The following is a 23,010-nucleotide window of genomic DNA, read 5'->3' as shown; positions in this document are numbered from 1 at the left end:
TAGCAATCATACCGAAATTAAAAGGTAGGCTAAAGCCATTTTTATTAGAAGTTGTCTTCACTGGATTAATCAAGTCATTCCATAAAAAACCCTAGCTCTCTTTATGCTTAAGAGTACTAGGGTTTTATAATTAGAAATCGATCAGCGACTAGATCACCACCGTTTTTCCAGGCATAGGAATGTTATACGTCCCATCTGCATTTGGCTGCACCGGCGCTGGGGAATCCCAGGTTAGGTGATCTGGAACCAAAACGATGTTTGACTTCATTGCCTCCTCCAATTTAATGATTTTACCAGAATACGTGGCCATACGTCCTATAATGGCACTCATTGTACTCTTAGCACCATTTTCCGCATCGCTAATTACTCCTTTGTTCCTAATGGATTTAAAAAGCTTCACATGTTCTACTTCGTAAGGGTTAGGGTCGTTTTTACCTCTATGGGTAAAAATTTCGCCACCATTATAGTCTTTAACAAAGGTATTATCACCATAGGTCTCAATAGTCCCTTTGGTACCCTGGAATACCTCGGCTACCCTACTCATTGTTTCCGGATGGTGCCTACACTGACTGGCAATTACAGCTCCACTAGGATAGGTATATTCTACAAAGTGATGGTCATAGATTTCTCCATGGTCTTTTCCAGTACGTACCTGTCTACCTCCCATACCTTGGGCAGAGATAGGGTATTCCCCAATAAACCAGTTGGCTACATCAATATTGTGAATGTGCTGCTCCAAAATATGGTCTCCACACAACCAGTTAAAATAATACCAGTTACGCATTTGGTATTCCAATTCGGATTGTCCGGGCTGTCTTTCCCGTACCCATACACCACCACTGTTCCAATATACTTGTCCGGAAACAATTTTTCCGATCTTATTTTCCTTTATCTGCTGTAGTGCGGCCAAATAGTTGTCCTGGTAATGTCTTTGTAACCCAACAACAACATTTAACTTCTTCTCCTTAGCAACCTTAGCCGCAGCCAACACCTTGCGTACTCCGGGGACATCCGTAGCTACCGGTTTTTCCATAAATACGTGTTTCCCTGCATTTACAGCAAACTCAAAATGCTGAGGCCTAAATCCTGGAGGGGTGGCCAAGATTACCACATCGGCCAAAGCCATCGCTTTTTCCGCTCCATCAAAGCCCACAAACTGATTTCCTTCTGGAACATTGATCCTTTTACTACCGTCAAACGCCCTTTTTATGTTTATTAAACTTCCCTGTAACCTATCCTCAAAGGCATCGGCCATGGCTACCAGTTCCGTATTTGGGTCAGCATTTAACGCCTGAATAGCCGCACCGGTACCACGCCCACCACAACCTACCAAGGCTATCTTCAACATTTTGTCATTGGCAACATTTACCATGGCATTCATTTGCATCGTCGGTAAAACCATCGCTCCGGTAACCAAAGCACTGGTCTTACAAAAATCCCTTCTGCTATTTTTATTGGCAGAAGGCTGTTTGGATGTATCCTCTATTTTCATTTAATATGGTTTATTGGTTTAATTACAAAATACTCCTCCTTTGGCTTCCTATTAGCGCGAAGGCAAACAACAAGGGGTTAAGGTACGCAATTAATGGAAACCGTACAATTTACATTTTAATTTTCATCGAATATAATAGCATATTTCTGCTATGGCATACCCTATTTTAAAACCCCACTCCAATACTTTTTATGTAGCACCAAGGATTTTTAAAAAAACGTCAGCCACCTCGTATAATATCGTTTCTCAATTGTTTAGCAAATGTTATCTTTAACTCCAATTAATAAGAAAGAACAATTCTTTCTTTATGGGAACTACCCACCTAAACTAGAGGACACATACATGGATATAAAAAAAATGACCAAGGAGGAAAAGCGTTTAGAGGAGAACCAGGCTGGTACTAAGGACTGGCACAAATGGGGACCTTATTTAAGTGAGCGCCAATGGGGGACTGTCCGGGAAGACTATAGCCCGGGTGGCGACGCTTGGAATTATTTCTCCCACGATATGTCTCGCAGTAGAACCTATCGCTGGGGCGAGGATGGTATAGCGGGCATCTCGGATCGTTATTGTAATATTTGCTTTGGAATAGCCCTTTGGAATGGAAAGGATACCATTCTTAAGGAACGCCTTTTTGGACTTACCGGCCCACAGGGAAACCATGGGGAGGATGTAAAGGAGTTATACTACTATTTGGAGAATACCCCTTCCCACTCCTATATGAAACACTTGTATAAGTATCCTCAAAACCAGTTCCCCTATAAAGACTTGGTAGATGAAAATGGCAGACGGGGAAAGCAAGATCTGGAATATGAGCTATTGGATACCGGCATCTTTGATAATAATGAATATTTTGATGTATTTACGGAGTATGCCAAGGCAGATGAGCAGGATCTATTAATTAAAATTACCGTATCCAACAGAAGTGAAAAAGCCGCTCCCCTCTATTTACTACCCACTTTGTGGATACGTAATTTTTGGAGTTTTGTTGGCATGCCTCAAAAACCCAGCATTAAAAAGGAAGTGAAAAATGGTGTCCCCTATGTGTCCATTGATCATATTTATGTGGGGCAATACAATATGTATTTTGAAGAACCTTCCCAACTGCTCTTTACCGAAAATGAGACCAATATGGAGAGGGTCTATCTTCAACCCAATGACCACCCCTACAAAAAGGATTTTTTCCACGAGGCGGTAATAAAGGGTGATTTTACGAAAGCAAAGAAAAAACAAGAGGGCACCAAATTTGCGCCGCTCTATAAATTACAGTTAAAGGCGGGTGAAACCAAGACGATAAAATTAAGACTCACCAATGGTAGCTTAGACACTCCATTTGACGATAGTTTTGATACTATTTTTACTGAAAGGACCAAGGAGTCCCAAGCGTTTTTAGAGACCACCTTCCCAGATTCGGATAAAGAATCCTTGGAAATACAGAAGCAGGCCATTGCCGGATTATTATGGACCAAACAGTACTATAATTACGAAGTAGAGAAATGGTTGCAGGGCGATTTCAAGGAATTTCCCCCTTCGCAAAATCGTTGGTTTGGGAGAAATAATCAGTGGCAAACACTGCGTATCCACGATATCCTTTCCATGCCAGATAAATGGGAATACCCTTGGTTTGCAGCTTGGGATACGGCTTTCCATTGTGTCTCCCTTGCACTGGTAGATGCCCATTTTGCCAAGGAACAATTACTTTTATTTACCAAGGAATGGTATATGTCTCCCAGCGGGCAAATTCCGGCATACGAATGGAATTTCAGTGATGTGAATCCGCCTGTACAAGCATGGGCCTCCTTACAGGTTTTTCAACTGGAAAAAAAGAAAACGGGAAAGGGCGACCTTCTATTTTTAAAACGGATGTTCAACAAACTGGCCCTCAACTTCACTTGGTGGGTAAACCGGGTAGACAGTCAGGAAAAGAATGTTTTTGAAGGCGGATTTTTAGGTTTGGATAATATTGGGGTCTTCGATCGCAGCAACGGCGTGCCCGGAGGTGGGGTCTTGGAACAGGTAGACGGCACCTCTTGGATGGCGCTCTATTGCCTTAACATGTTAGAGATGGCCCTAGAGATTTCTTTGGAAGATCAATCTTTTGAAGACATGGCCATGAAATACTTTGGACATTTTGTCTTTATTGCTGAAGCGTTAAATAGCCTGAAAGAAGGAGGTAATGGATCTTGGGACCAGAGTGACGGCTTTTTCTATGACAAGCTTATCTTGCCCAATGGAAAATCGTTCCAGATAAAAGTACGTTCCATATCGGGGCTGTTGTCCCTGGCTGCGGTTCTGAACATAAAAAAAGAGTATTTGGAGAAACTTCCACGTTTCCGAAGGAGCATGGAGTGGTTTAGGAAACACCGGATTGAGACGGCCAAATACCGCGTGATGGAAGAATATACCGAAGGGGAAGATGTACTTCTCTCCCTGGTGCCTAAAGCGCGACTTAACATTCTGATGAACAGCATGCTGAGCGAGAAAGAGTTTTTATCCCCACACGGCATACGATCCCTTTCTAAAGTACATGAGAAACCCTATTCCATCAATATAGAGGGTGTAGATTACAGCATCAATTACGAACCCGCAGAATCCTCTACACGATTATTTGGGGGCAACTCTAACTGGAGGGGTCCTATTTGGATGCCCATGAATTACTTGTTCTTGGACTCTTTACGGGAATATCACAGTTACTTTGGGGACAAGCTAATGTTTAACTTCCCGTCAGAAGGAGGTGAAAAAATGAACCTAAAGAATATAAGTGATCAAATAGGAGAGCGACTTACTCAATTATTTAAACAGGATGCCGAAGGCAATAGACCTATCCATAAATTACATCAAGAGAAGTACAAAGACCCTTATTTTAAGGAGTTGGTGCTGTTTTACGAGTATTTTGATGGGAATAATGGACGTGGAGCAGGCGCTTCCCACCAAACGGGATGGACGGCTTTAGTAGCTAATTTATTGGACGATATCAGCTAAAAACAACCATTAAACTCCGCTTGGAAGTACTTTTTCAAGTGGAGTTTTTTTCTATATGTTATCAGCCTAAAAGTGCTTGTGGCAGACAAAAAACTGTATATCCACATCAATAAAAAGTCCGGCAGCGAGTTTTGGAGGGAGTTGGAAGTTTATAAATTATTTGGATGTTGATCCATCTAATATCCTTGTTTACTATGGGATTTGACCCCTACGTATTCTGAATCTCCATGTTATTTAAACTCTATGCCAAAAAAGGAAGACGGTTGGGCTGTTCCATGAAACACTGTTTTATACCTCATAGCGATGGAGAAAAATTACTCCACAAACCTTAAACCTTGAACTTTAAACCTTCAACTCTAGTCTACCTCGGCCAAGGCTTCATTTATAAGGTTCATCACACTTTCTGAGGGATTTGCGTTATGCGTAATAGCCAATCGTTCTTGCTCCCGTTGGATAAGGTTCTTAAATCGGTTTCCGCTAATATTGCCCTCCTTAAACTCTATTAACGCCATAAACCACTTAAAGTAGGGAAAGGAAACATAGGTTTTAAGAACACCACTTTCCTTTTCCAATAAATTATATCGATTTAAAGTCTTTTTCGCTTGCTTATAGTCCCCTAAATGGAGGAGGGTTTCCAAATAGGTTCTGAAGAATCGGTTCCAATTATGCTCCAAAATATCTTTCTCATTGAGCTCTAATTGGTTCTCCGCATATCGCTTGGCGTTTTTATACTCCCCATTATCGTTATAACATTTCATCAAAGAGGAGATAAAAAGCGATTTATTGTACTTATTAGACATTTGTCTGGCAAATGGCAGCGCTTCTTTAAGTAAACGTAAAGCCTGTTGGGGTCTACCCAACTTCAAAAGGTTAAAACAATAATTATTGAGGTACATAATATAATCGTGCCCCTGCTCACTAATGGAAAGCTGGCCGTAATACAAGGCTAAATCGTATTTATGGAGTCGCATTAGGATGAGTTGCCGGTTACCATAGAAATTAAGCAACAGCTTTCGGGAATAATACCTGCCATTTACCAGCTCTTCCTCCAGCTCATCATAGCAGGCTATGGTTTCCTCCAAAAGTTCTTTCTCCAGAAGGGCCAAGTAAGAAAATAGAATTAAGGCTTGGTACCTATTATATCCGTCCAGGTCATCGGAACGAAACAACCGCTTTAGCCAAGGTGCCCATTTTAGCGCATTTTCCGTGAGTTTAGTACGGTGGTAGTCGGCAACAATATCTGAAGTTGCCTGTGTCATCCTATTGCTTATATCCTTGCAACGGATATAATCGTCATGGTAATTATGTACAAACCTATTGATTAATTCGTAATCGTTGAGCCTGACACGGACCAGTAAAAAATTCAGGTAATTTTTTACCACCTCATAAAACCGGATAAAGTGAAAATGATGGGGGTCGTAGTTTTTTATATGTTTGAGAAGTTCCGTTTCCTCCTCCGAGGAGATGGTATCCGTTCTTATCTGATTGTCAAAATAATTTAAGCGCTTATAGTAATTATCGGTACAATATTCCCCTAGTCGCAATTGCATCCAGTTCATTAGGTGCGAATATTTTCGCTTGTCTATTTCAACATTATAGGACTTTGGTTTATCACAATGGAGCACATTGTGTTTAACCACCTTAAAGATTCGGCTACGATCACTATCCTGAAACCTCTCAGAGCGCTCCAAGAGAAGCACTTCATGGGGCAGCAAGGCATCAACATATTCCGAAAATTTCTTTAACCTCATGGTTCTAGTACCTTATACTTAGCATATTAACTTTCCAATTAGTGAGGCATTCTTGCCCTCCCGGCAGGCTAACCAAACTACTGTTACCTTACCTCCCTATAGGCTTTACATACCTACAGTACCAACCCTCCATCTACACTTAGGGTAGTGCCATTTATAAAACTGGCCTCTTCCGAGGAAAGAAATACATAGGCATTGGCAATGTCCTCTGGTTTTCCCAATCGGCCCAGGGGAGTTTTGGATTCCAGATCTACGATAACTTTTTCCGGTATGGTCTCTACCATATCAGTTGCAATAAATCCGGGGGCAACTGCATTAACATTAATACCCTTTCTTCCCAATTCCCGTGCCCATACCTTGGTAAGCCCTATCACCCCTGCTTTAGTTGCTACATAATTACTTTGCCCAAAATTACCATACAGCCCTACAATGGAAGACGCGTTTACAATTTTACCGCTTCCCTGTTCCACCATATGGTTAGAAATTACCTGGGTACAGTTAAACACTCCTGTAAGGTTTACATCCAATACGGACTGCCATTGCTCTTGGGTCATTTTTTTTAAAGTGGCATCCCTGGTTATTCCGGCATTATTTATAAGGATATCAATAGTTCCATACTCCTCTATAACCTGCGAAACGGCCTTTTCTACCTCGGTAATTTTCACGGTATCTACTTTAAAGAATTTTAGCGCTTTGCCCTTGTTCTCCTCCATGAGCCTATTACCTGCTTCGGTATTGATATCCCAGCAAATCACTTGGGCGCCTTCCTCTAAAAATCTTTTTACGGTAACTTTTCCAATACCGTTTGCACCTCCAGTAACAATGGCTACTTTACCTTTTAATCTATTCATCTTTTGAAGTTTTACCTCAAATCTATCGTTTATTTGTCCATTAAAAATAAACAAAAACAAATATCAGCTATGGACTTTTTAATTAATTTGTCACATATTTACCTATAATCCATTATTATATTGCGTATTAGCTTCGTTAATCAACACATGGACTATTGTCCCAATAGAGCAGAATAAGATGATACCCCCTACATTAACACCTCTATATAGAGCAATGAATTATTAGCAGTAATAGTATTCAATCAAACTAAAACACCCTCTAAAACCCTTAAAAAAAGGATGTTACAATCAATAACCCCTATAATATGTTCAATTTTAAGCTATTCATTTCACAATAATCCCTAAAGAATCTTATGCTCCAGTTGGCAAAAGTCCATACCATAATTTTGACAAATGGATATAGCTTCTCATTTCTTTGTTTCTATATTGGTCAAAACAATGTGTAAATCTATTATAAGGTTTGTTCCGAATTTAAAATTTAAAGTGCAAAAATATTAGCCATTCCACAATATGAATGATAACTACCCTCTTTTTACCTTATTATCCCTCACGCTCTTCATGGGCGTATTATTCTATTTGGTAATAAAGTCCAGAATTAAAAATGAAAGCATAGAGACCTATGCCTTGGGAAGCAAGAGTTTCTCGTCCTTTTCGGTAGCCCTCTCCTTAGCGGCCTCATTAACCAGCGCGGCCACCTTTATTATCAATCCAGGTTTTATTGCGCTCTATGGTTTCAGTGCTTATTTAACCTTTGGAGTTGTAATGCCCCTGTCCATATTTGTGGCGCTTATCATATTAATGAAGCGCTTCCGTCAATACGGCATCAATGTAAAATCGCTCACCATTGCAGACTGGGTAGGAAAAAGATACGGCTCTACCTTTTTAAAGATCCTATTTGGGTTTTTAAGCACTCTTTTAATTACCTTCATTGTACTTATTTGTGTGGGTATCACCAAGGTTTTGTCCAAGGCCCTAGATGCAGATGAATTAACTATCCTTATTATCCTGGTGGTAGTGGTATTCTCCTATATGATTGCAGGGGGAGCCAATTCCATGGTCTACACCAACTCCCTTCAGGCTGTAATGATGATTGCGGTAGCCGTTATATTATTGGGATCCGGGGCAGAGTATCTATATAATACTGGCGGAGAAGGGATTATTGCGCGACTTGCAAAGATAGACCCCAATTTAACAAAGACCTTTAATACAGAAAGTCCACTTTTTCGCGACTTCTTTGAAGTAGTCATTTGTAACGCCATTGTTGGGATCGCTATTGTTTGTCAACCACACATCCTTACCAAATCGCTCCTCATTAAAAAAGACGCCCAGGTAAACAGGTTTTTGGCGTACTCTATCCTTATTTTAATTGTCTTCTTTTCCGTAGTAATCACCGGCTTCTATGCCCGTCTTAGCTTTCCAGACCTTCTATACAACAATGAGTTATTAAAAATGGACGGAATTATCCCGGCCTATGTGGTAGATAGGTTTCCAATCTATATAGGCATCCTAGTCATTTTAGGCCTCATAGCCGCTGGTCTTTCTACCTTGGAAGGACTTATACAGGCAATACCTACCACCTTAACCAACGATCTTATACTGCCCATTTTAGGAAGACATAAAAAGGGCATACCCGCCATCCAGATCAATTGGATAGTCACCTTTATTGTGGCTATTGCGGCGATTGTGCTATCGTACCAACAATTAGTGAGTCCTAGTCTCAGTGTGGGTATTTTTGCACAGAACGGGGTTTATGCCTTCTTCTCAGCTGCTTTTGTCCCCGTATTCTTTGGCATTTTCACCAAAACCAATAACCCGTATGTACCCATAGTAGCCTCCCTAGTTGCAGTAGTTACCCATTTTGGGATTTATTATTTGGAGCTCACCCCATATATGGAGGGCGCCACAGTAAAGAATCCTGCCATTGCATCGGCCATTGCCCTAATAGTCTCTACTGCGGTGGGTACCTTAATCTATGTTGTTAAACCAATGAAAGTTAGCGCCTATGCCACCTAAGCCTATTTCTTTATGCATATTACTTATTTCCCTAACCACACTTATGGGACAGCCACTAGAAAGATCTCAGATTTTCCTACCCAAGAGCAAGGTAAACCTTAGCTATGTACAGGCCGGACAAGGGGAACATACCCTTGTTTTGGTTCACGGATTGGGCAGTAATTCCAAGGCATTCACTAAAAACATAGGGGAGCTTTCCAAAAAAACACGGGTAATAGCCATAGACCTTCCCGGCTTTGGGGATACGGAACCTGGGGAATTTGTTCCTGGAATGGATAATTATGCCCATACCATAGCAGAATTCGTATCCCTTAAAGGATTAGACAAGATAAGCCTAGTAGGACATAGCATGGGCGGACAGATCGCCATGCACCTAGCTGCCACCCATCAACCGGAATGGCTACGGCAATTGGTACTGTTGGCTCCTGCTGGGGTGGAACAGTTTACAGCAGCAGAAAAAGAATGGTTCCATGCCGTAGTGAATGAAGCCTTTTACCTCAACTTAACGGATGAGCAGATAGAACAGAATTTCGACCTCAATTTTTATGGGAATAAGCTCCCCAAAGATGCCCAGTTTATGCTACAGGATCGTTTAGAAATAAAAGAGGACTTAGAACAATACAAACAATATGTTGCTACCGTGGTAAAAAGTATCCACGCTATGTTGAAGGAGCCTGTATATCATCAAATTGAAAACATAAAGGTTCCTGTGAAGGTGGTATTTGGTAAGGAAGACAAACTGATTCCTAATAAAATACTACACCCCCAACTAACTACGGAAGGTCTTGTAGAATCTCTAACAATGGATTATCCCACTATAGACCACGTTCTTTTGGAGCAGGCAGGGCATTTTGTGCAATGGGACCAAAGCGAGGCAGTGAATAGCATCATCCTAAAAGACATTAATTAATATGATTTGCCAGTAATAATTGAGTATTAGAAAAACCATTTAAACTAATTAACCACTAAATACTAAACCCATGAAACAACTAACTTTAGCAATACTTTATTTTGCGGGGCTGTTCGCAATGAACGCTCAGCAGGTAACGGTTACCGGAAAGGTGACCGACCAAGAAGGGACTGGCCTATCCGGGGCCACTATTTACGCCGTGGAGATTGGTGTAGGCACCACGGCCGATATAGATGGCAATTACCAATTTACCGTTCCTGCAGGCCGACTCTTAATTGAGGCATCCTATGTAGGATTTTCAGCAGTCTCCCAACAAGTAGAGGTTACCGAGGGCACTGTACTAAACTTTACACTGGCTGAAGGGAACGCCCTAGACGAAGTAGTAATTTACTCGGGCTCCAAGAAGGCCGAAAAACTAACGAGCTCTACTGCCACCATTATTACCATAAGTGCTAGAGAAATAAATGAATACGCCGGGAATCCTGCCGAGTTATTGGCTAGGAAAAAAGGAATCGATTATTTTAGGGCGGGTATTGCTGCCCCAGCATTTAATATCCGGGGGTTTAATTCTAACTTCAATTCCAAAAACCTACAGGTAGTAGACAATAGGTTTTCTACCCTCATCGCAACCGGACTCCCCATGGGCCCCTTAACCACCACCATTAAGGAAGATACCGAGCAGGTAGAATTAATATTGGGACCCAATGCTACACTTTACGGCCCCAACGCCCATAACGGCTTAATCAACACCATTACCAAAGACCCCCGTAAGCACCAAGGTATTACTATAGCAGGGAATCTAGGAGTCACTGGAGATGGGGATGCCTACTATTCCGGGAGGGCACGGTTTGCAAAAAAATTCAACGATAAATGGGCCTTTAAAGCCACTGGAGAATATACCAAAGCCACCGAATTCCACTATGCAGATTCGGTTTATATAGACCGAAAGGCAGCCGACGGAAGTCCTGGAACAGACGGGGTGAAGGAAGCCTACCCAGAGTTTCAACTAGATCCTAAAGTAGAATTCTTTAAGACCGAAGCCAGCGCCTATTTTACCCCTACCGCAGGGACGGATTTTATTGCCACCTATGGACATAGCAACAGCACCTACCTATCCCCTACCAACGTAGGAAGAAACCAGATAAAAGATTGGCGAATCAGTTTTTACCAGTTGCGATTTAACACCAAAAACTTCTTTGCTCAGACCTATTTTACTACCAGTAAAACCGATGACACCTACTCTATAGACGACCGCACCAAACAATACTACAGAGGGATAGATGCTGGTATGTCCCCAGAAGATGCAGCGGGCGATTTCTCCTATGCCAGTGGGGCTTTGTTTAAGGACGATTCTAAAAGATGGAATGCGGAAATGCAGTACAGCAATACCCTCTTTGAGAATTTGGATCTAATTACCGGCCTTCAATATCAAAAAGATATGGCCAATAGTAAAGGCACCTATTTGTTGGACCAAACAGATGATGATACTATAGATGTTTCCCAATTGGGAGGTTACCTACACTTAAATTACGATTTTGGAAACGGGTTTAAGACACTTGCCGCAGCCAGAGTAGACCATCACGATATTTACGGCACCAACTTTATCCCTAAATTGGGGATGGTAAAGGAACTGGAAAGAGGGAGCTTTAGGTTCACCTACGGCCAAGGAATTGCCTCCCCAACCATCCTAAATATGTACGGCGACCTGTTCTCCGGTCTTATACTAGGTAATGCGGAAGGCTTTACTTTAACAGACGGAACCAAGATTGCCCCACAAGATGTAGAAAAGGTGAGCACCTATGAAATTGGATACCGGGGCAGCCTTGCCGATAAATTATATACGGATGTAAATGCGTATTATAACATTAACAAAGACTTCCTAAGCCCTGTAACCGTAGTTGGAGTAACCACGCACCGTGGGGATACCCCTATAGAGGAGGTGCAGTCCGGATATGCTTTTTACAACGGATTGGTGGCTACCTATATCAACTTTGGGGAAGTTAACACCTACGGGGCAGATCTTAGCCTTACCTATGTCTTTAACCCGCAATGGAATATGACCGCTAATTACTCCTACTTTGATTATTCCTATGATGAAAACAATATGGAAAATGACTTCAATAAGGACGGTGAAGTGAATTTCATGGATTTTCTGGTAAACGCTCCCAAAAATAAAGGAGGCCTTGGGATTAATTACAACGGCTCCCGCTTTTTTGGTTCTGTATTTGGAAGAACCGTACAGAAGTATAATTACTTCTCTAGCTTCCAGATTGCATCGGAAACCATTCCAGGAATGTCCTATAGGGGTGTCCCAATTGTAGAAAATGCTCCTAGTGGTGATTCATACAACTACGGACCTTTGGGCGGATTTGTAACCATGGACCTCAATATTGGCTACAGGGTGAGCGATAAGGTTACCATTTCCATGGCAGCCACCAACCTCTTTAACCAGGAATTACGCGAATTCACCGCTGCAGCTCCAACCAAAGGATTGTACGTTCTAGAGACTAAAATTCATTTGGATTAAAAGCACTAAACAACCTAATAACACAAGATCTGACCCCAGAAGTGGTCGCAAATTTGAAAAACTGACTGCCGTAAGACCAGTATACTGGCCTCTACCTACCGCAGGTAGCGGCAGTTTAAGTTTACCCGCAAAAAAAATATAAATAGCTGCATATATAATGAGCATGACCGAAATCTGGTCGCCAGCCCGAAAGATTCATTCTGGCGGGCAAATAATTGTGAAGATATGCGAATCGCACCCGCCAGAACGACCTAGTCGGGCTGGTATGTCCGCTAAAAAACAATATATATCTACATATGAAAAATGCTAAGATAATCTCCTCAGGGATGTACGTCCCTGAGCTTACCCTTCCTAACGCATATTTTAACGAACTTTTAGGCGAGGATGTGGATACCTGGCTACGGGAGAATGTAAATATTTACGAACGCCATTGGTGCCACGAGAATGAATCTACCGCAGATTTGTGCCTGAACGCCTCCAAAGAAGCCTTGCAAAATGCTAATTTAAAGGCAACTGAAATTGATTTGATCATTGTGGCTACAGACACCCCGGAATACATCTCCCCGTCCACTGCCGCAGTATTACAGCACCGGTTGGGGGCCTCCAATGCCGGAACTTTTGATTTGAATTCTGCCTGTGCCGGATTTGTTACAGCTACGGAAACCGCCACCCACTACATTCGCAGCGGATCAGTTTCTAAGGTGCTGGTAGTGGGCGCCTATGCCATGAGTAAATACTTGGATACTACCGATAAAAAAACAGTTACCCTATTTGCCGATGGTGCCGGAGCGGTAGTACTCACCGCCACCGAGGAGCCCAACAAGGGCCATCAGGCAGGAAAACTAATCTCTCAAGGACAGTATGCCGATTGGATGGGGATTTATGCCGGGGCCACCAAAAAACCCTTGAGCAAGGAGGTCTTAGAACAAAAAGACCATAAATTGAAATTTATTAAAAAATTCCCGCCCGAATTAAATCCTACAATGTGGAGCGGACTGGCCCGCGAAATGGCTAAAAATATGGAAATTGACCTTCAGGAGGTAGACCAGTTTTTTATTACGCAAATCAATATCAATGCCATCTGGGAAACGCTTCGTATCTTGGAAGTGGACAAAGACAAGGCTCATACCGTGATGAAACATTATGGATATACCGGATCGGCCTGTATTCCCATGGCCTTCCATGAAGCTTGGGAACAACAAAAAATAAAGGAGGGCGACACCCTATTCTTTATTGGATCTGGAGGCGGACTGGCGTTTGCCGCAAATGCATTTATACTATGATTAATACCTTTGATTGGTTTAAGAAATGGGCAGGCTACACCCCGGAGAAAATTGCTGTAAAGGACGCAGACTCTGGGCAAAGCCTATCCTATACTGACCTCAATACAGCAGGGAATGCCCTTGCCTATTACTGGCAAAAAGAAGTTGAGCTACAAATTGGAGACCGAGTGGCGATTATTGCAGAAAACCACTTGGCTCAGGTAATCCTTTTTGCCGCAGCGCAAAAAAGCGGAATTGTCTTAGTGCCGATTAATTTTAGATTGGCACCCAAAGAGATAAGTACGCTCCTAAGCGACGCCCAGTGTAAATTGGCGTATATGGATGGCAGCATAGCTGAAGAACGTCTAGAGTACCAAACCATTTACAAAAACCTCAACTCGGTCTACGCTTTTATTGGAAAAGAGACTGCCCCCTTAATCCAGCCTGAAATTAGTGAGGAATCGCCAGTATTTATCCTCTACACCAGTGGAACTACCGGTCTGCCCAAGGGCACTGTATACACCCATAAAATGCTTTTTTGGAACAGCATTAATACTACCCAAAGTCTGTTGATCAACAACAACACCACTACCCTTAATTGTATGCCTCTCTTCCATACCGGGGGGTGGAATGTATTATTAACCCCTGTACTACATAGGGGCGGGACGGTACTAATGTTTAAAAAGTTTGAACCTCTGAACGTCCTCAATTGCATTATAACGGAACAGCTAGATTTGTTTATGGCGGTCCCCACCATGTTAAAAATGATGGTGGAGCTGGAGGGTTTTGAAAAGGCAGATATCAGTTGTTTAAATTATATTATCGTAGGAGGTGAAAGCATGCCCTTGCCCCTCATTGAAACTTTTCATGCAAAGCATGTTCCCATCCGCCAAGGCTACGGACTAACGGAAGCCGGCCCCAATTTAACCTCCTTGCATCAGAACGAAGCAGCAAGGAAGCAAGGTTCCATTGGCAAGCCTAATTTTTATGTGGAAATTCGCATCGTGAACGAAGAAGGTTTGGATGTAGCTCCCAATACGCCTGGAGAAATTCTGATTGGCGGCCCCATGGTAATGCCCAAATACTGGCAGAACAAGGAGGCCACCGATAACGCAAAACTAGGCCGATGGCTGCGTACCGGGGACATAGGTAGAATGGATGGGGAGGGGTTTATCTATATCATGGATCGCAAAAAAAACATGTATATCAGTGGGGCAGAAAACGTATATCCCGCAGAGGTAGAACGGGCATTGTTGCAACACCCGGCCGTAAAGGAAGCGGTGGTAATAGCAGCACCTCATCCCAAATGGGGAGAATGTGGTATCGCCTTTATTGTGAGCAATGAAAATATTTCCGATGGGGATTTAGAAGACCATTGCAAGGAGCAACTGGCAAAGTTTAAAATCCCATCCCAATTTCACTTTGTAGCTAGCATCCCTAAAAACGATACGGGAAAAATTGACCGCAAAGCGATACGACTGCAATATCTAAACAAAGTATCTTAGGTTAGCATCCAGTACTAATGACTGCCAAGTGGCAGGAAAATAAAAAGACCTGCTAGGGATAACTGTCCTAGCAGGTCTTTTTTTGAATTACAATTAGTCATGATCCCTTCCTACCCCAGTTCCCATTCCAAATCGAAACTAATGGTAATAGCATCATGGACTACTATTAAGCCCAGGGCTTTTTTGGGTGCCTTAAGCTTAAAATCACTTAAACCTAATGTAAGGTCCCCCGTAATACGACCCGGTTCTTCCTGAGCTTTCATCACTGGAATCTTATAGGTATTGGTGTTACCGGCAATGGTAATATCTACCGTAGCCATTAACTGTTTGTCATCTTTTAAATCCCCTTCCAATGTCCTTAGTTTTAAAAGAAGCTCTGGGTACTCCTTGGATTTTAAAAGCGCATGAAAATCTCTATTAATCCCATTACTTCCACAGTCGAACCCCAAATTATTAAGGACTAAAGTAGCCTCCTTAAAAATGTATTTGGAACCCATCTTTTCATAATGAACCGGGATTGGCTTCTGTAATCCGTTGGTATCAAAATTACAGTTGAAGGTGTTGATATTGGTAGTCCCCGAAATCATTAACCTGCTCTCTGGGGCAATGGTAACCGTAGTGGGGTTGTTTATAGAGTCCTTTACATTAAACGCAAGTAGCAAAAATAAAGTAGCAATTCCCAGTACCTTTTTCATAAGCTGTATTTTATGAATTTTCCAGTGAATTTAAAGTTTTCCTAGGCGCAACCTATTCATTGCGCCCAGGCAAAACCTGTTATATTAGAACCTTTTAATTAATTCTTTACAATTAAAAACTGATAACCGCTTCTACCATCAATCCCTTAAACTCGCCATCGTTAAAGATACTAGTTGTTGGGAAATCGCTATACTGATGGTTTACATACTCTAACTTAGCAAGAATATTTTTGGTCATAAACCATCCTGCACCCAACTGGAACCGAGAGATATCGATCTCATCCCCGCTTATTTCCTCGGCATTTACCACATTGTATCTACCTCCCAAGTATAGGTTTTCATCCTTGCCAAATCGGTAGATTAATTCACCTGCATACTGCGTGGCAGTCCTGTTGGTTAACTCGGTATTCGCTTTTCCACTGGTATGCTCAAAGGTTCCAAAAAACTCCAATCCTTTATATTTTACAAATGGATTGATCATAAACGCAGTTACTTTATTTCTCATATTGGGGTTATACCTTCCAGATCTAAAGTTACGGGTGGTAGTAGCCTCATTATCCTCTATAACATAGTAATATCTAGATCCGGCACGGTCTGCGGTGTACAAATAAGAGTTTTGAACATATCCCGTGGTATAAACAGACCCCGTGATTCGATACCTTAAATCGTCATTCGCCTGTTTGTCGTATCCTAGTTTTGCCAAGAAAGAGGCTCCTCCGGTAGACCCGTCTACTTTGTTAACAGCCTGATTTAGCTTACCGTTAGTCATCCCCAACATACTAATAAAGCCATTTTTCTGGAAATACACTTCCCCTCCTACCTCAGTGGTAAAAGCATCCATAATAAGGTTCCCTACAAAAGGGTTGTACATGGCCTGGGCGTTGTCGGTTCTTCTAAAGTGGGCATCCCCATAGTTGTTTTCCATGTGTCCCACCTTAATGGTCACATACTTCATTACATCTTCCATAAATCCTTCACGGACAAAATCCAATTTGTCTATCTGGAAGTATCCTCCCTTTACATAAGGCTCTGGATGGTGTCTTGAGGACAAATAAGTTCTTAAATGCATTCTTATTCCATCGAACAAGGCTACGTCCAAATCCAGGTTAGCGGTCGCTAGGTTAAAGTTGTATCCAATATCCTTAAGGGCTACAGCGCCAGAATTACTGTGATCTATTGCTTGATACTGCAGGGTAGACGATCCCCCAATTCTTACTTTTACTCCATCAAACGTGGAGACAGTATCCTTTGGCGCTTCAAACACATTAATTCCATTTTTATCGGGTTGCCTATAATTATCAAGATTACGGCTTTGCGCGTTTAAACCAACTCCGGTTACTACTAGAACTGCACAAACTGCTTGTTTAAAAAATGATTTCATACTTCTATATTTAATTGATATTTATTCTATTTACTTAAAACGGTATTAAATTCTATGGTGATTTCATCCCCAGTGGTAATGGTACCAAACATTGCTTTTGGGGGATCAATTTTAAAATCGGTCATCTTAATATTCTTTGATCCTTTTAGGATTGCCTTGTTAGCATCCAACACTACCTTTAGATCTAAAGGAATCTCCTTCTTCACTCCGGCTATAGTGAGGTCACCCAGTACTGCTACATTGAATCCTCCATTGCCGTCAGATTTTACTTCCTTTATCTTAGTTAACTGAAACCGAATTTTCTTATTCGAATTACTCTTTAATGCTTTGAAAGCGTTCTTATCCATGGCCGACTTGCCACTTTTTAGACTTTCGGTTACTATTTCGATACTTAGCTGCTCCAATTCCCCCAACTCGGCCTTGTTGAAAATTAACACTCCTGATTGGTCTTGGGCTACCATCTCCCAATCGTGTAAACTAGAGGTTCCTTGTATCACTAAGGACGATTCGGCATTCACAAGCTCATATTTCTGGGCACTTACGCTACTGTTAGTCAGTAAGAACATAAATAAGATCCCAGTTAGCATCCTGCTGAAATTAAATTCTCTCATAATGGTTTGTTTTAATATTATGCTGCAAATCTCTAGCTATTGCTCCCTATAAAGAATGACATTTATCATCCTTCTTGGTAGAAGTTCTATCCCTTCCCTTTATTTATCTTCTTGTTTGGTAATAAGTGACAGCTTTCATCACCCTAAGCACCTGTCCCACAATTCTTTTATGTAAACTGTAGGAATTATGGATGGGTTTTAGAATTATTTTGACTTTTATTTGGTAAGTGAAAAAAAGTTGAAATTCACTTAATATTTAGCAATTCTAGATAGGGATGTTCAGCACTTAGGCATTCTGGGGGGAGGTAATGGTACTATTTAAAATGAATAAGCTCCTTCCCTTGGTTAAGGGAAGGAGCTTATTGATTATTTTACCAGACATTTTATTCCAACACTGATCTTATTTCGGTTAATTCGGGTTCTGAAAACACTATATTGTTAAGTGCTTCCAAATTGTTGAGGAGTTGTTCTTGTGTACTAACCCCTACTAGGACACTAGAAATGCGTTGATCTTTCAATAACCAAGCAATGGCCATTTGAGCCAAACTCTGCCCGCGTTTTTTTGCAATGGCATTCAATTGGCTTACTTTGGATAGCATTTCAGGGGTGATTTGCTCTTCTTTAAGATAACGCCCATCTTTTTTAGCGCGACTCCCCTCTGGAATACCGTCTAAGTATTTATTGGTAAGGATCCCCTGCTCTAAGGGCGAGAAAGCAATGGCGCCCATTCCTTGTTTATCCAATTCTTGTAGCAGTCCATCCTCTACCCACCTATCCATCATATTATACCTCGGTTGGTGAATTAACAAAGGAGTACCTAGATCCTTCATTATTTTTGCCGCTTTGGCGGTCAATTCCGCGGGGTATTGGGAAATTCCCGCATAGAGCGCTTTCCCACTTTGCACCAAATGGTGGAGGGCTCCCATGGTTTCTTCCAAAGGAGTCTCTGGATCTGGCCTGTGATGGTAAAAAATATCCACATACTCCAGCTCCATCCGTTTAAGACTTTGATTACAGGAAGCCACCAGGTATTTACGAGATCCATAATTACCATAGGGGCCGGGCCACATATCCCAGCCTGCTTTACTAGAAATTAGAAGCTCGTCCCGGTAAGGTTGAAAATCTTCTTTAAAAATTCGGCCAAAGTTTTCTTCAGCCGCACCGTATGGCGGACCGTAGTTATTAGCCAAATCAAAATGGGTAATCCCGTTGTCAAAAGCACAGCGCAATAACCCCCTTCCCGTTTCCAGATCATTGGTATGGCCAAAATTGTGCCACAGGCCTAGGGAAATCACGGGCAAAAGAAGACCGCTATTACCACATCTGCGGTACTGCATATCATTATAACGTGCATCGTTGGCTTTATATGGCCTTGGGCCAAAAGAATCGTTTACCTTCATGTTGGTTGTTTTCTTTAGTACGTAGTTAATATAAATAAGGTGCCTCACAGCACCCAAAGAGAAGTCTAAGATAAAAAAACTTTTATGGAGAGAGCGTTCACCCCAATCTAATGGCCTCCCTTCCCATTTCACCGATGATGGATACAATTATTTCGTTATCTGTGAAGGCTACCTGCTTAAATCGTCAATAAAGCCACCTACCGCTTATCACTAATTAGTTTTAAATCTTCCAAAAGATGCTGGTAACTTACCCTACTGTAGCGACCACCATTTTAGGTAGAGGATCGAGCAAAGAGTATGCCCGACAAACAAAAGATCAATGCAAAAAAACCGCTTATCAGAAATACACCCAATACACTTGGGGTCCATGAAATTATAGGTGGTGGCCAAACTATAAGGGCAATTACAGTTACCAACAATTGTACTAGTGCCAGTACGTACATGGTAATTGCCATTCCCTTGGACCTGAATCGGGAAATGTATGTCCCTACCAAACCTATAATAAAAATAGCCGCGAAAAGTCTATTTACCTCCTGGTTTTCACTGCCAATTATCCCCACAGCAGCATTTACCCAAAATAATAGGAAAGCCCCTAACAGCCCTATAATCAATGCTATTCTATACCGTATAGAGGTAGCGTTTGTCGCGATTAGTTCATAGGCCGTTCCAATACCGAGTAATGCAGCCCCCATTAACAAGAAATCCGAAGCCCTCCACTTTACCTCATCGGTAAATTGCATGGCGATAAGGGGTATCAACAGCACCAATGCAGTGAAGGCTAACCATCCCAACATACGTTTTACAGTCTTTGTCATCGTGTTTGATTTTTATAATTTATACAGCCGAGTTTAATCTTTCCTCCCCCCTATAGGTTATTAAATTCATATAAAAAAAGGTCAACAATCCAAGGAATCATGCTTCCCACAGTCCCTTAAAAATATACTTGTATGAACCAAATTAGAGGATGTTACAGCTTCTGACATTCCCATTCCAGAACCAGCGTTTTAAATGTACTAGTTTTAAGGCCCACTCTTTTCCAATTTCAGAAATCTTACAGCGTTCTCATAAAATATCTTACGCTTATCCTCTTCCGTCAAAAACTCATAACTCTGTAACTTCTCAATACTTTTTTCAATGGCATGCGGCCACACCATCTGATCCGAACCAAACATAACCCGATCTAATAATCCATACTGCTTCGCCTTTTTTAAAAAGCTTTCTGCATAATCCATGGGCTGCTCGTGCACCCACAAAATTACTCCTAGATCGGCATAAAGCTGAGAATATTGTAGCATCATGCGCAAGGCATTTTCATAAAAAACCTCTCCGGCATGCATCATATAAATTCTAAGTTTAGGGTATTGGGCCAAGACATTTTCTAGGGTCAATGGGTCCCCCAACCGAAGTCTAAAGTCTGGACAACACCTATACGTTACATCCATAGGACCTCCACCGGTATGCACGGCAACGGGAATATCATACCGCTCGCAAATAGCGAGATAGGGCTCAAATTGTGGGTCGGATAGCGTAAGTCCTGCGTAATTAGCCCCTATTTCACCAAATACCTTGAGTTTTCCCGTTTCAATCAGTTTTTTGAACTCAATAGTATCCTTCGGGGCTTTGTTCGTAAAATAACCAGGTATCCTAACCCCTTCATCATCCAGCTTATTTTCACCTCCAATAGTACTTACCACGGCTTTTACCACATTGTGCTTTCTTAAGGCTGCAGCTACTTCCTTGCGAAAATCCGCTAAGGTAGGTGGTGACATCACCCCATCCGCTGCAGGAGCTACAAAATATGTTTTTTCGGTATAATCGTGCAAGTGCACATCAATAATTGGCAGCTTTTCTTCTTGGCCCCAGAATAGGGTTGGCATATAAACCAAAAACACCCATAATTTATCCATATCCAAATATTTATTTATGGGGGAGCAACCGTATACGTACGGTCCTACTAGACTATATACTAAGATACTAAAAAAACAGTGAAACCTTAAAAGCTAGCATCCATTCATCCCAATTCTCCTATAATAAATTAGTTAATTCCCAGCCGTAGCGATTGGGAGTAGCAGCCATCTTGGAATTGAGTCCCTCGTTTTCATTTTTGGTTCTTTTGGGTAAATTTCCGGCCCCAAGTCAACATCACTTTGGCCCCAATAGCTACCGCGATCACAAAACCATTGAATAGGATATCCAGGGGATCAAATACTCGGTATGGTAGGAACAACTGGAAGGTTTCATCCAAAACTCCAACCGAGAAAACCATCAGCATGGCCCATAGGGCAGGACTTCCTTTATAACTCCCGTTATTTTTCCTTTCTATAAGTGCATCCTGGACTAAGATGGCCAATATACTGTACTCAAATAAATGACTTCTTTCCGGGAGTCCCAATCTAAGAAACAACATCACATACACCGCCAGTACCCCAAACCAAAGTACCCATTCCATCCGTCCCGGTTTTCTCTTGATGGCATTGATTAGAATTGCCGTACCGGCCAAAACCATTCCCAGCACAAAAACCAGTGCCTGTACATCTTGACTTCCAAAAAATTTAACCAGAGGTTCTCCCATAAAAAGGGTGGCAACAATTGCGGCAAATACCACAAGGGTCCAACCCCAAAGATGCTTCTCCTTTGAAGATGTAAAACAGGACATATTATATGTTTTATGGCATTATAACCATACTTAATCCCCTAGGTTTAATAAGCTGGCATTTTCTGAGGACCTTTTTGTTAGTTTAGAATGTAATGGCGTATTAATCCACTTTCTTAAATTCTGTTCCCGTCCAAACTTCATGATGAACCACACAAAATGCACATAACTCAATTAGGCTGCTATCTGAATCAATAGCCCCTACATTTTTGATGATCATCTTACTATCATTTTTATACTCGGCACCAAGCGCCGCATGGAAACCTTCAAAAATCTCTCCCGTTTTTCGGTCTACCACCACAGCACGCTGGCAGGTGGCGCCACATCCCCAGACGACCAAGGTATAATGACCTGCGAAATTTATTCCCTTTTTGCAGGCTTCCTGTATCCTAGATTTAAAACTTTCCGATTCGGGGTAGGAAGAAAAATTGGGCGCCGCTAATTTCCCTTGGTAAATACCTGCTGGAAAATCCTTGAAGTTGGTTTGTGGTTGATACTTTCTAAATATTTTCCAACTCCCCTTATCCATCCCCTTTCCAATAATGATATCCGATTGATAGGTACCCAAGACTTCATAGGCCGGAAAACTGTCCAATTTATTCTCATGAATAACCTTTACCGTAGCCTGTTTATTTCCAAGTACTAAATAATTATTGCTATTGAGTAGTGTATCTTGCCTGTTGCCTTCGTGCAGCCCTCCCAATCTGAATGCATCCTTGTTAAGGCACACACCCCTTGCCTCCTCTTTAGACGGAAAAGACAGTAGTATCAAAAAGCTTATAGTTGCCAGTATTAGGTTCATTATAAATGTAGTTTAGCGCCCATACTATCTTTCGTGCGTTGGACCTTAGTTAAGGTATCTCCAAGTGGCTTTTAGAAAGCGTTTGGATTTTGCTGGTTGGGATATACCCTAAACACCTCTACTCCGAATATTCCATGGTACTTTCACTATAAATATAGTCAAATTATAAGATTAC

At 41.7% G+C, this 23,010-nt stretch carries 17 protein-coding genes; 6 read left to right on the top strand and 11 right to left on the bottom strand.

Annotation, left to right across the window (positions count from 1 at the left end):
• Nucleotides 1-148 precede the first annotated feature (148 nt).
• Nucleotides 149-1,492 carry a Gfo/Idh/MocA family protein gene (locus F1E73_RS10425; protein WP_150451862.1) on the bottom strand — a complete coding sequence of 448 codons (1,344 nt, stop codon included), beginning with the start codon at nucleotides 1,490-1,492 and terminating at the stop codon, nucleotides 149-151.
• Between the two features lie 342 nt (nucleotides 1,493-1,834).
• On the opposite strand from F1E73_RS10425, the gene F1E73_RS10420 reads away from it, so the two are divergent.
• The gene (locus F1E73_RS10420; protein ID WP_150451861.1) at nucleotides 1,835-4,474 is read left to right on the top strand and encodes an MGH1-like glycoside hydrolase domain-containing protein; all 2,640 of its coding nucleotides are present in this window, start codon (nucleotides 1,835-1,837) and stop codon (nucleotides 4,472-4,474) included.
• Nucleotides 4,475-4,830: 356 nt separating this feature from the next.
• On the opposite strand, the gene F1E73_RS10415 is transcribed toward F1E73_RS10420, so the two are convergent.
• Together F1E73_RS10415 and F1E73_RS10410 are read right to left on the bottom strand one after the other, a co-directional pair.
• Nucleotides 4,831-6,225, bottom strand: coding sequence for a tetratricopeptide repeat protein (locus F1E73_RS10415; protein WP_150451860.1), 1,395 nt, complete (start codon nucleotides 6,223-6,225; stop codon nucleotides 4,831-4,833).
• A 113-nt stretch (nucleotides 6,226-6,338) separates the two neighbouring features.
• Nucleotides 6,339-7,076 carry a beta-ketoacyl-ACP reductase gene (locus tag F1E73_RS10410; RefSeq protein ID WP_150451859.1) on the bottom strand — a complete coding sequence of 246 codons (738 nt, stop codon included), beginning with the start codon at nucleotides 7,074-7,076 and terminating at the stop codon, nucleotides 6,339-6,341.
• A gap of 510 nt (nucleotides 7,077-7,586) precedes the next feature.
• Here F1E73_RS10410 and F1E73_RS10405 point away from each other — a divergent pair.
• The 5 genes from F1E73_RS10405 to menE all read left to right on the top strand — a co-directional run bounded on the left by F1E73_RS10405 (nucleotide 7,587) and on the right by menE (nucleotide 15,293).
• Nucleotides 7,587-9,089 (top strand): sodium:solute symporter family transporter, encoded by a 1,503-nt coding sequence (locus F1E73_RS10405; protein WP_150451858.1) that lies wholly within the window; start codon nucleotides 7,587-7,589, stop codon nucleotides 9,087-9,089.
• Between the two features lie 43 nt (nucleotides 9,090-9,132).
• A complete protein-coding gene (locus F1E73_RS10400; RefSeq protein WP_191089004.1) occupies nucleotides 9,133-9,999 on the top strand; it encodes an alpha/beta fold hydrolase in 867 nt (288 codons plus the stop codon).
• Nucleotides 10,000-10,069: 70 nt separating this feature from the next.
• Nucleotides 10,070-12,526, top strand: a complete 2,457-nt coding sequence (locus F1E73_RS10395) for a TonB-dependent receptor (RefSeq protein WP_086478443.1) — start codon at nucleotides 10,070-10,072, stop codon at nucleotides 12,524-12,526.
• Nucleotides 12,527-12,822: 296 nt separating this feature from the next.
• On the top strand, nucleotides 12,823-13,809 hold the full coding sequence (locus F1E73_RS10390) for a 3-oxoacyl-ACP synthase III family protein (protein ID WP_150451856.1): 987 nt from the start codon (nucleotides 12,823-12,825) through the stop codon (nucleotides 13,807-13,809).
• The gene (menE, locus tag F1E73_RS10385) at nucleotides 13,806-15,293 is read left to right on the top strand and encodes an o-succinylbenzoate--CoA ligase (RefSeq protein WP_150451855.1); all 1,488 of its coding nucleotides are present in this window, start codon (nucleotides 13,806-13,808) and stop codon (nucleotides 15,291-15,293) included. Before F1E73_RS10390 ends, menE begins: the two co-directional genes overlap by 4 nt.
• A gap of 110 nt (nucleotides 15,294-15,403) precedes the next feature.
• Here menE and F1E73_RS10380 read toward each other — a convergent pair whose 3' ends face one another.
• The 8 genes from F1E73_RS10380 to F1E73_RS10345 form a co-directional block, all read right to left on the bottom strand.
• Nucleotides 15,404-15,988, bottom strand: a complete 585-nt coding sequence (locus tag F1E73_RS10380) for a YceI family protein (protein WP_150451854.1) — start codon at nucleotides 15,986-15,988, stop codon at nucleotides 15,404-15,406.
• Between the two features lie 112 nt (nucleotides 15,989-16,100).
• The gene (locus tag F1E73_RS10375) at nucleotides 16,101-17,369 is read right to left on the bottom strand and encodes a hypothetical protein (protein ID WP_086478447.1); all 1,269 of its coding nucleotides are present in this window, start codon (nucleotides 17,367-17,369) and stop codon (nucleotides 16,101-16,103) included.
• Nucleotides 17,370-17,395: 26 nt separating this feature from the next.
• Entirely contained in the window at nucleotides 17,396-17,980 is a 585-nt protein-coding gene (locus F1E73_RS10370; protein ID WP_086478448.1) for a YceI family protein, read from the bottom strand.
• A gap of 383 nt (nucleotides 17,981-18,363) precedes the next feature.
• On the bottom strand, nucleotides 18,364-19,380 hold the full coding sequence (gene mgrA, locus F1E73_RS10365; RefSeq protein WP_150451853.1) for an L-glyceraldehyde 3-phosphate reductase: 1,017 nt from the start codon (nucleotides 19,378-19,380) through the stop codon (nucleotides 18,364-18,366).
• A gap of 272 nt (nucleotides 19,381-19,652) precedes the next feature.
• Nucleotides 19,653-20,195 carry a hypothetical protein gene (locus F1E73_RS10360; RefSeq protein WP_086478449.1) on the bottom strand — a complete coding sequence of 181 codons (543 nt, stop codon included), beginning with the start codon at nucleotides 20,193-20,195 and terminating at the stop codon, nucleotides 19,653-19,655.
• Nucleotides 20,196-20,399: 204 nt separating this feature from the next.
• Nucleotides 20,400-21,287 carry an amidohydrolase family protein gene (locus tag F1E73_RS10355; RefSeq protein WP_086478450.1) on the bottom strand — a complete coding sequence of 296 codons (888 nt, stop codon included), beginning with the start codon at nucleotides 21,285-21,287 and terminating at the stop codon, nucleotides 20,400-20,402.
• Nucleotides 21,288-21,478: 191 nt separating this feature from the next.
• Nucleotides 21,479-22,036 (bottom strand): VanZ family protein, encoded by a 558-nt coding sequence (locus F1E73_RS10350; protein ID WP_150451852.1) that lies wholly within the window; start codon nucleotides 22,034-22,036, stop codon nucleotides 21,479-21,481.
• A 100-nt stretch (nucleotides 22,037-22,136) separates the two neighbouring features.
• Nucleotides 22,137-22,835 carry a hypothetical protein gene (locus tag F1E73_RS10345; RefSeq protein ID WP_086478452.1) on the bottom strand — a complete coding sequence of 233 codons (699 nt, stop codon included), beginning with the start codon at nucleotides 22,833-22,835 and terminating at the stop codon, nucleotides 22,137-22,139.
• Nucleotides 22,836-23,010: the final 175 nt, after the last annotated feature.

Origin of the sequence: Arenibacter lacus (assembly GCF_008711145.1) — a bacterium.
Classification (GTDB): domain Bacteria; phylum Bacteroidota; class Bacteroidia; order Flavobacteriales; family Flavobacteriaceae; genus Arenibacter; species Arenibacter amylolyticus.
Note: the sequence above shows the minus strand (reverse complement) of the source record. Positions and strands in the feature narration are given on the sequence as shown.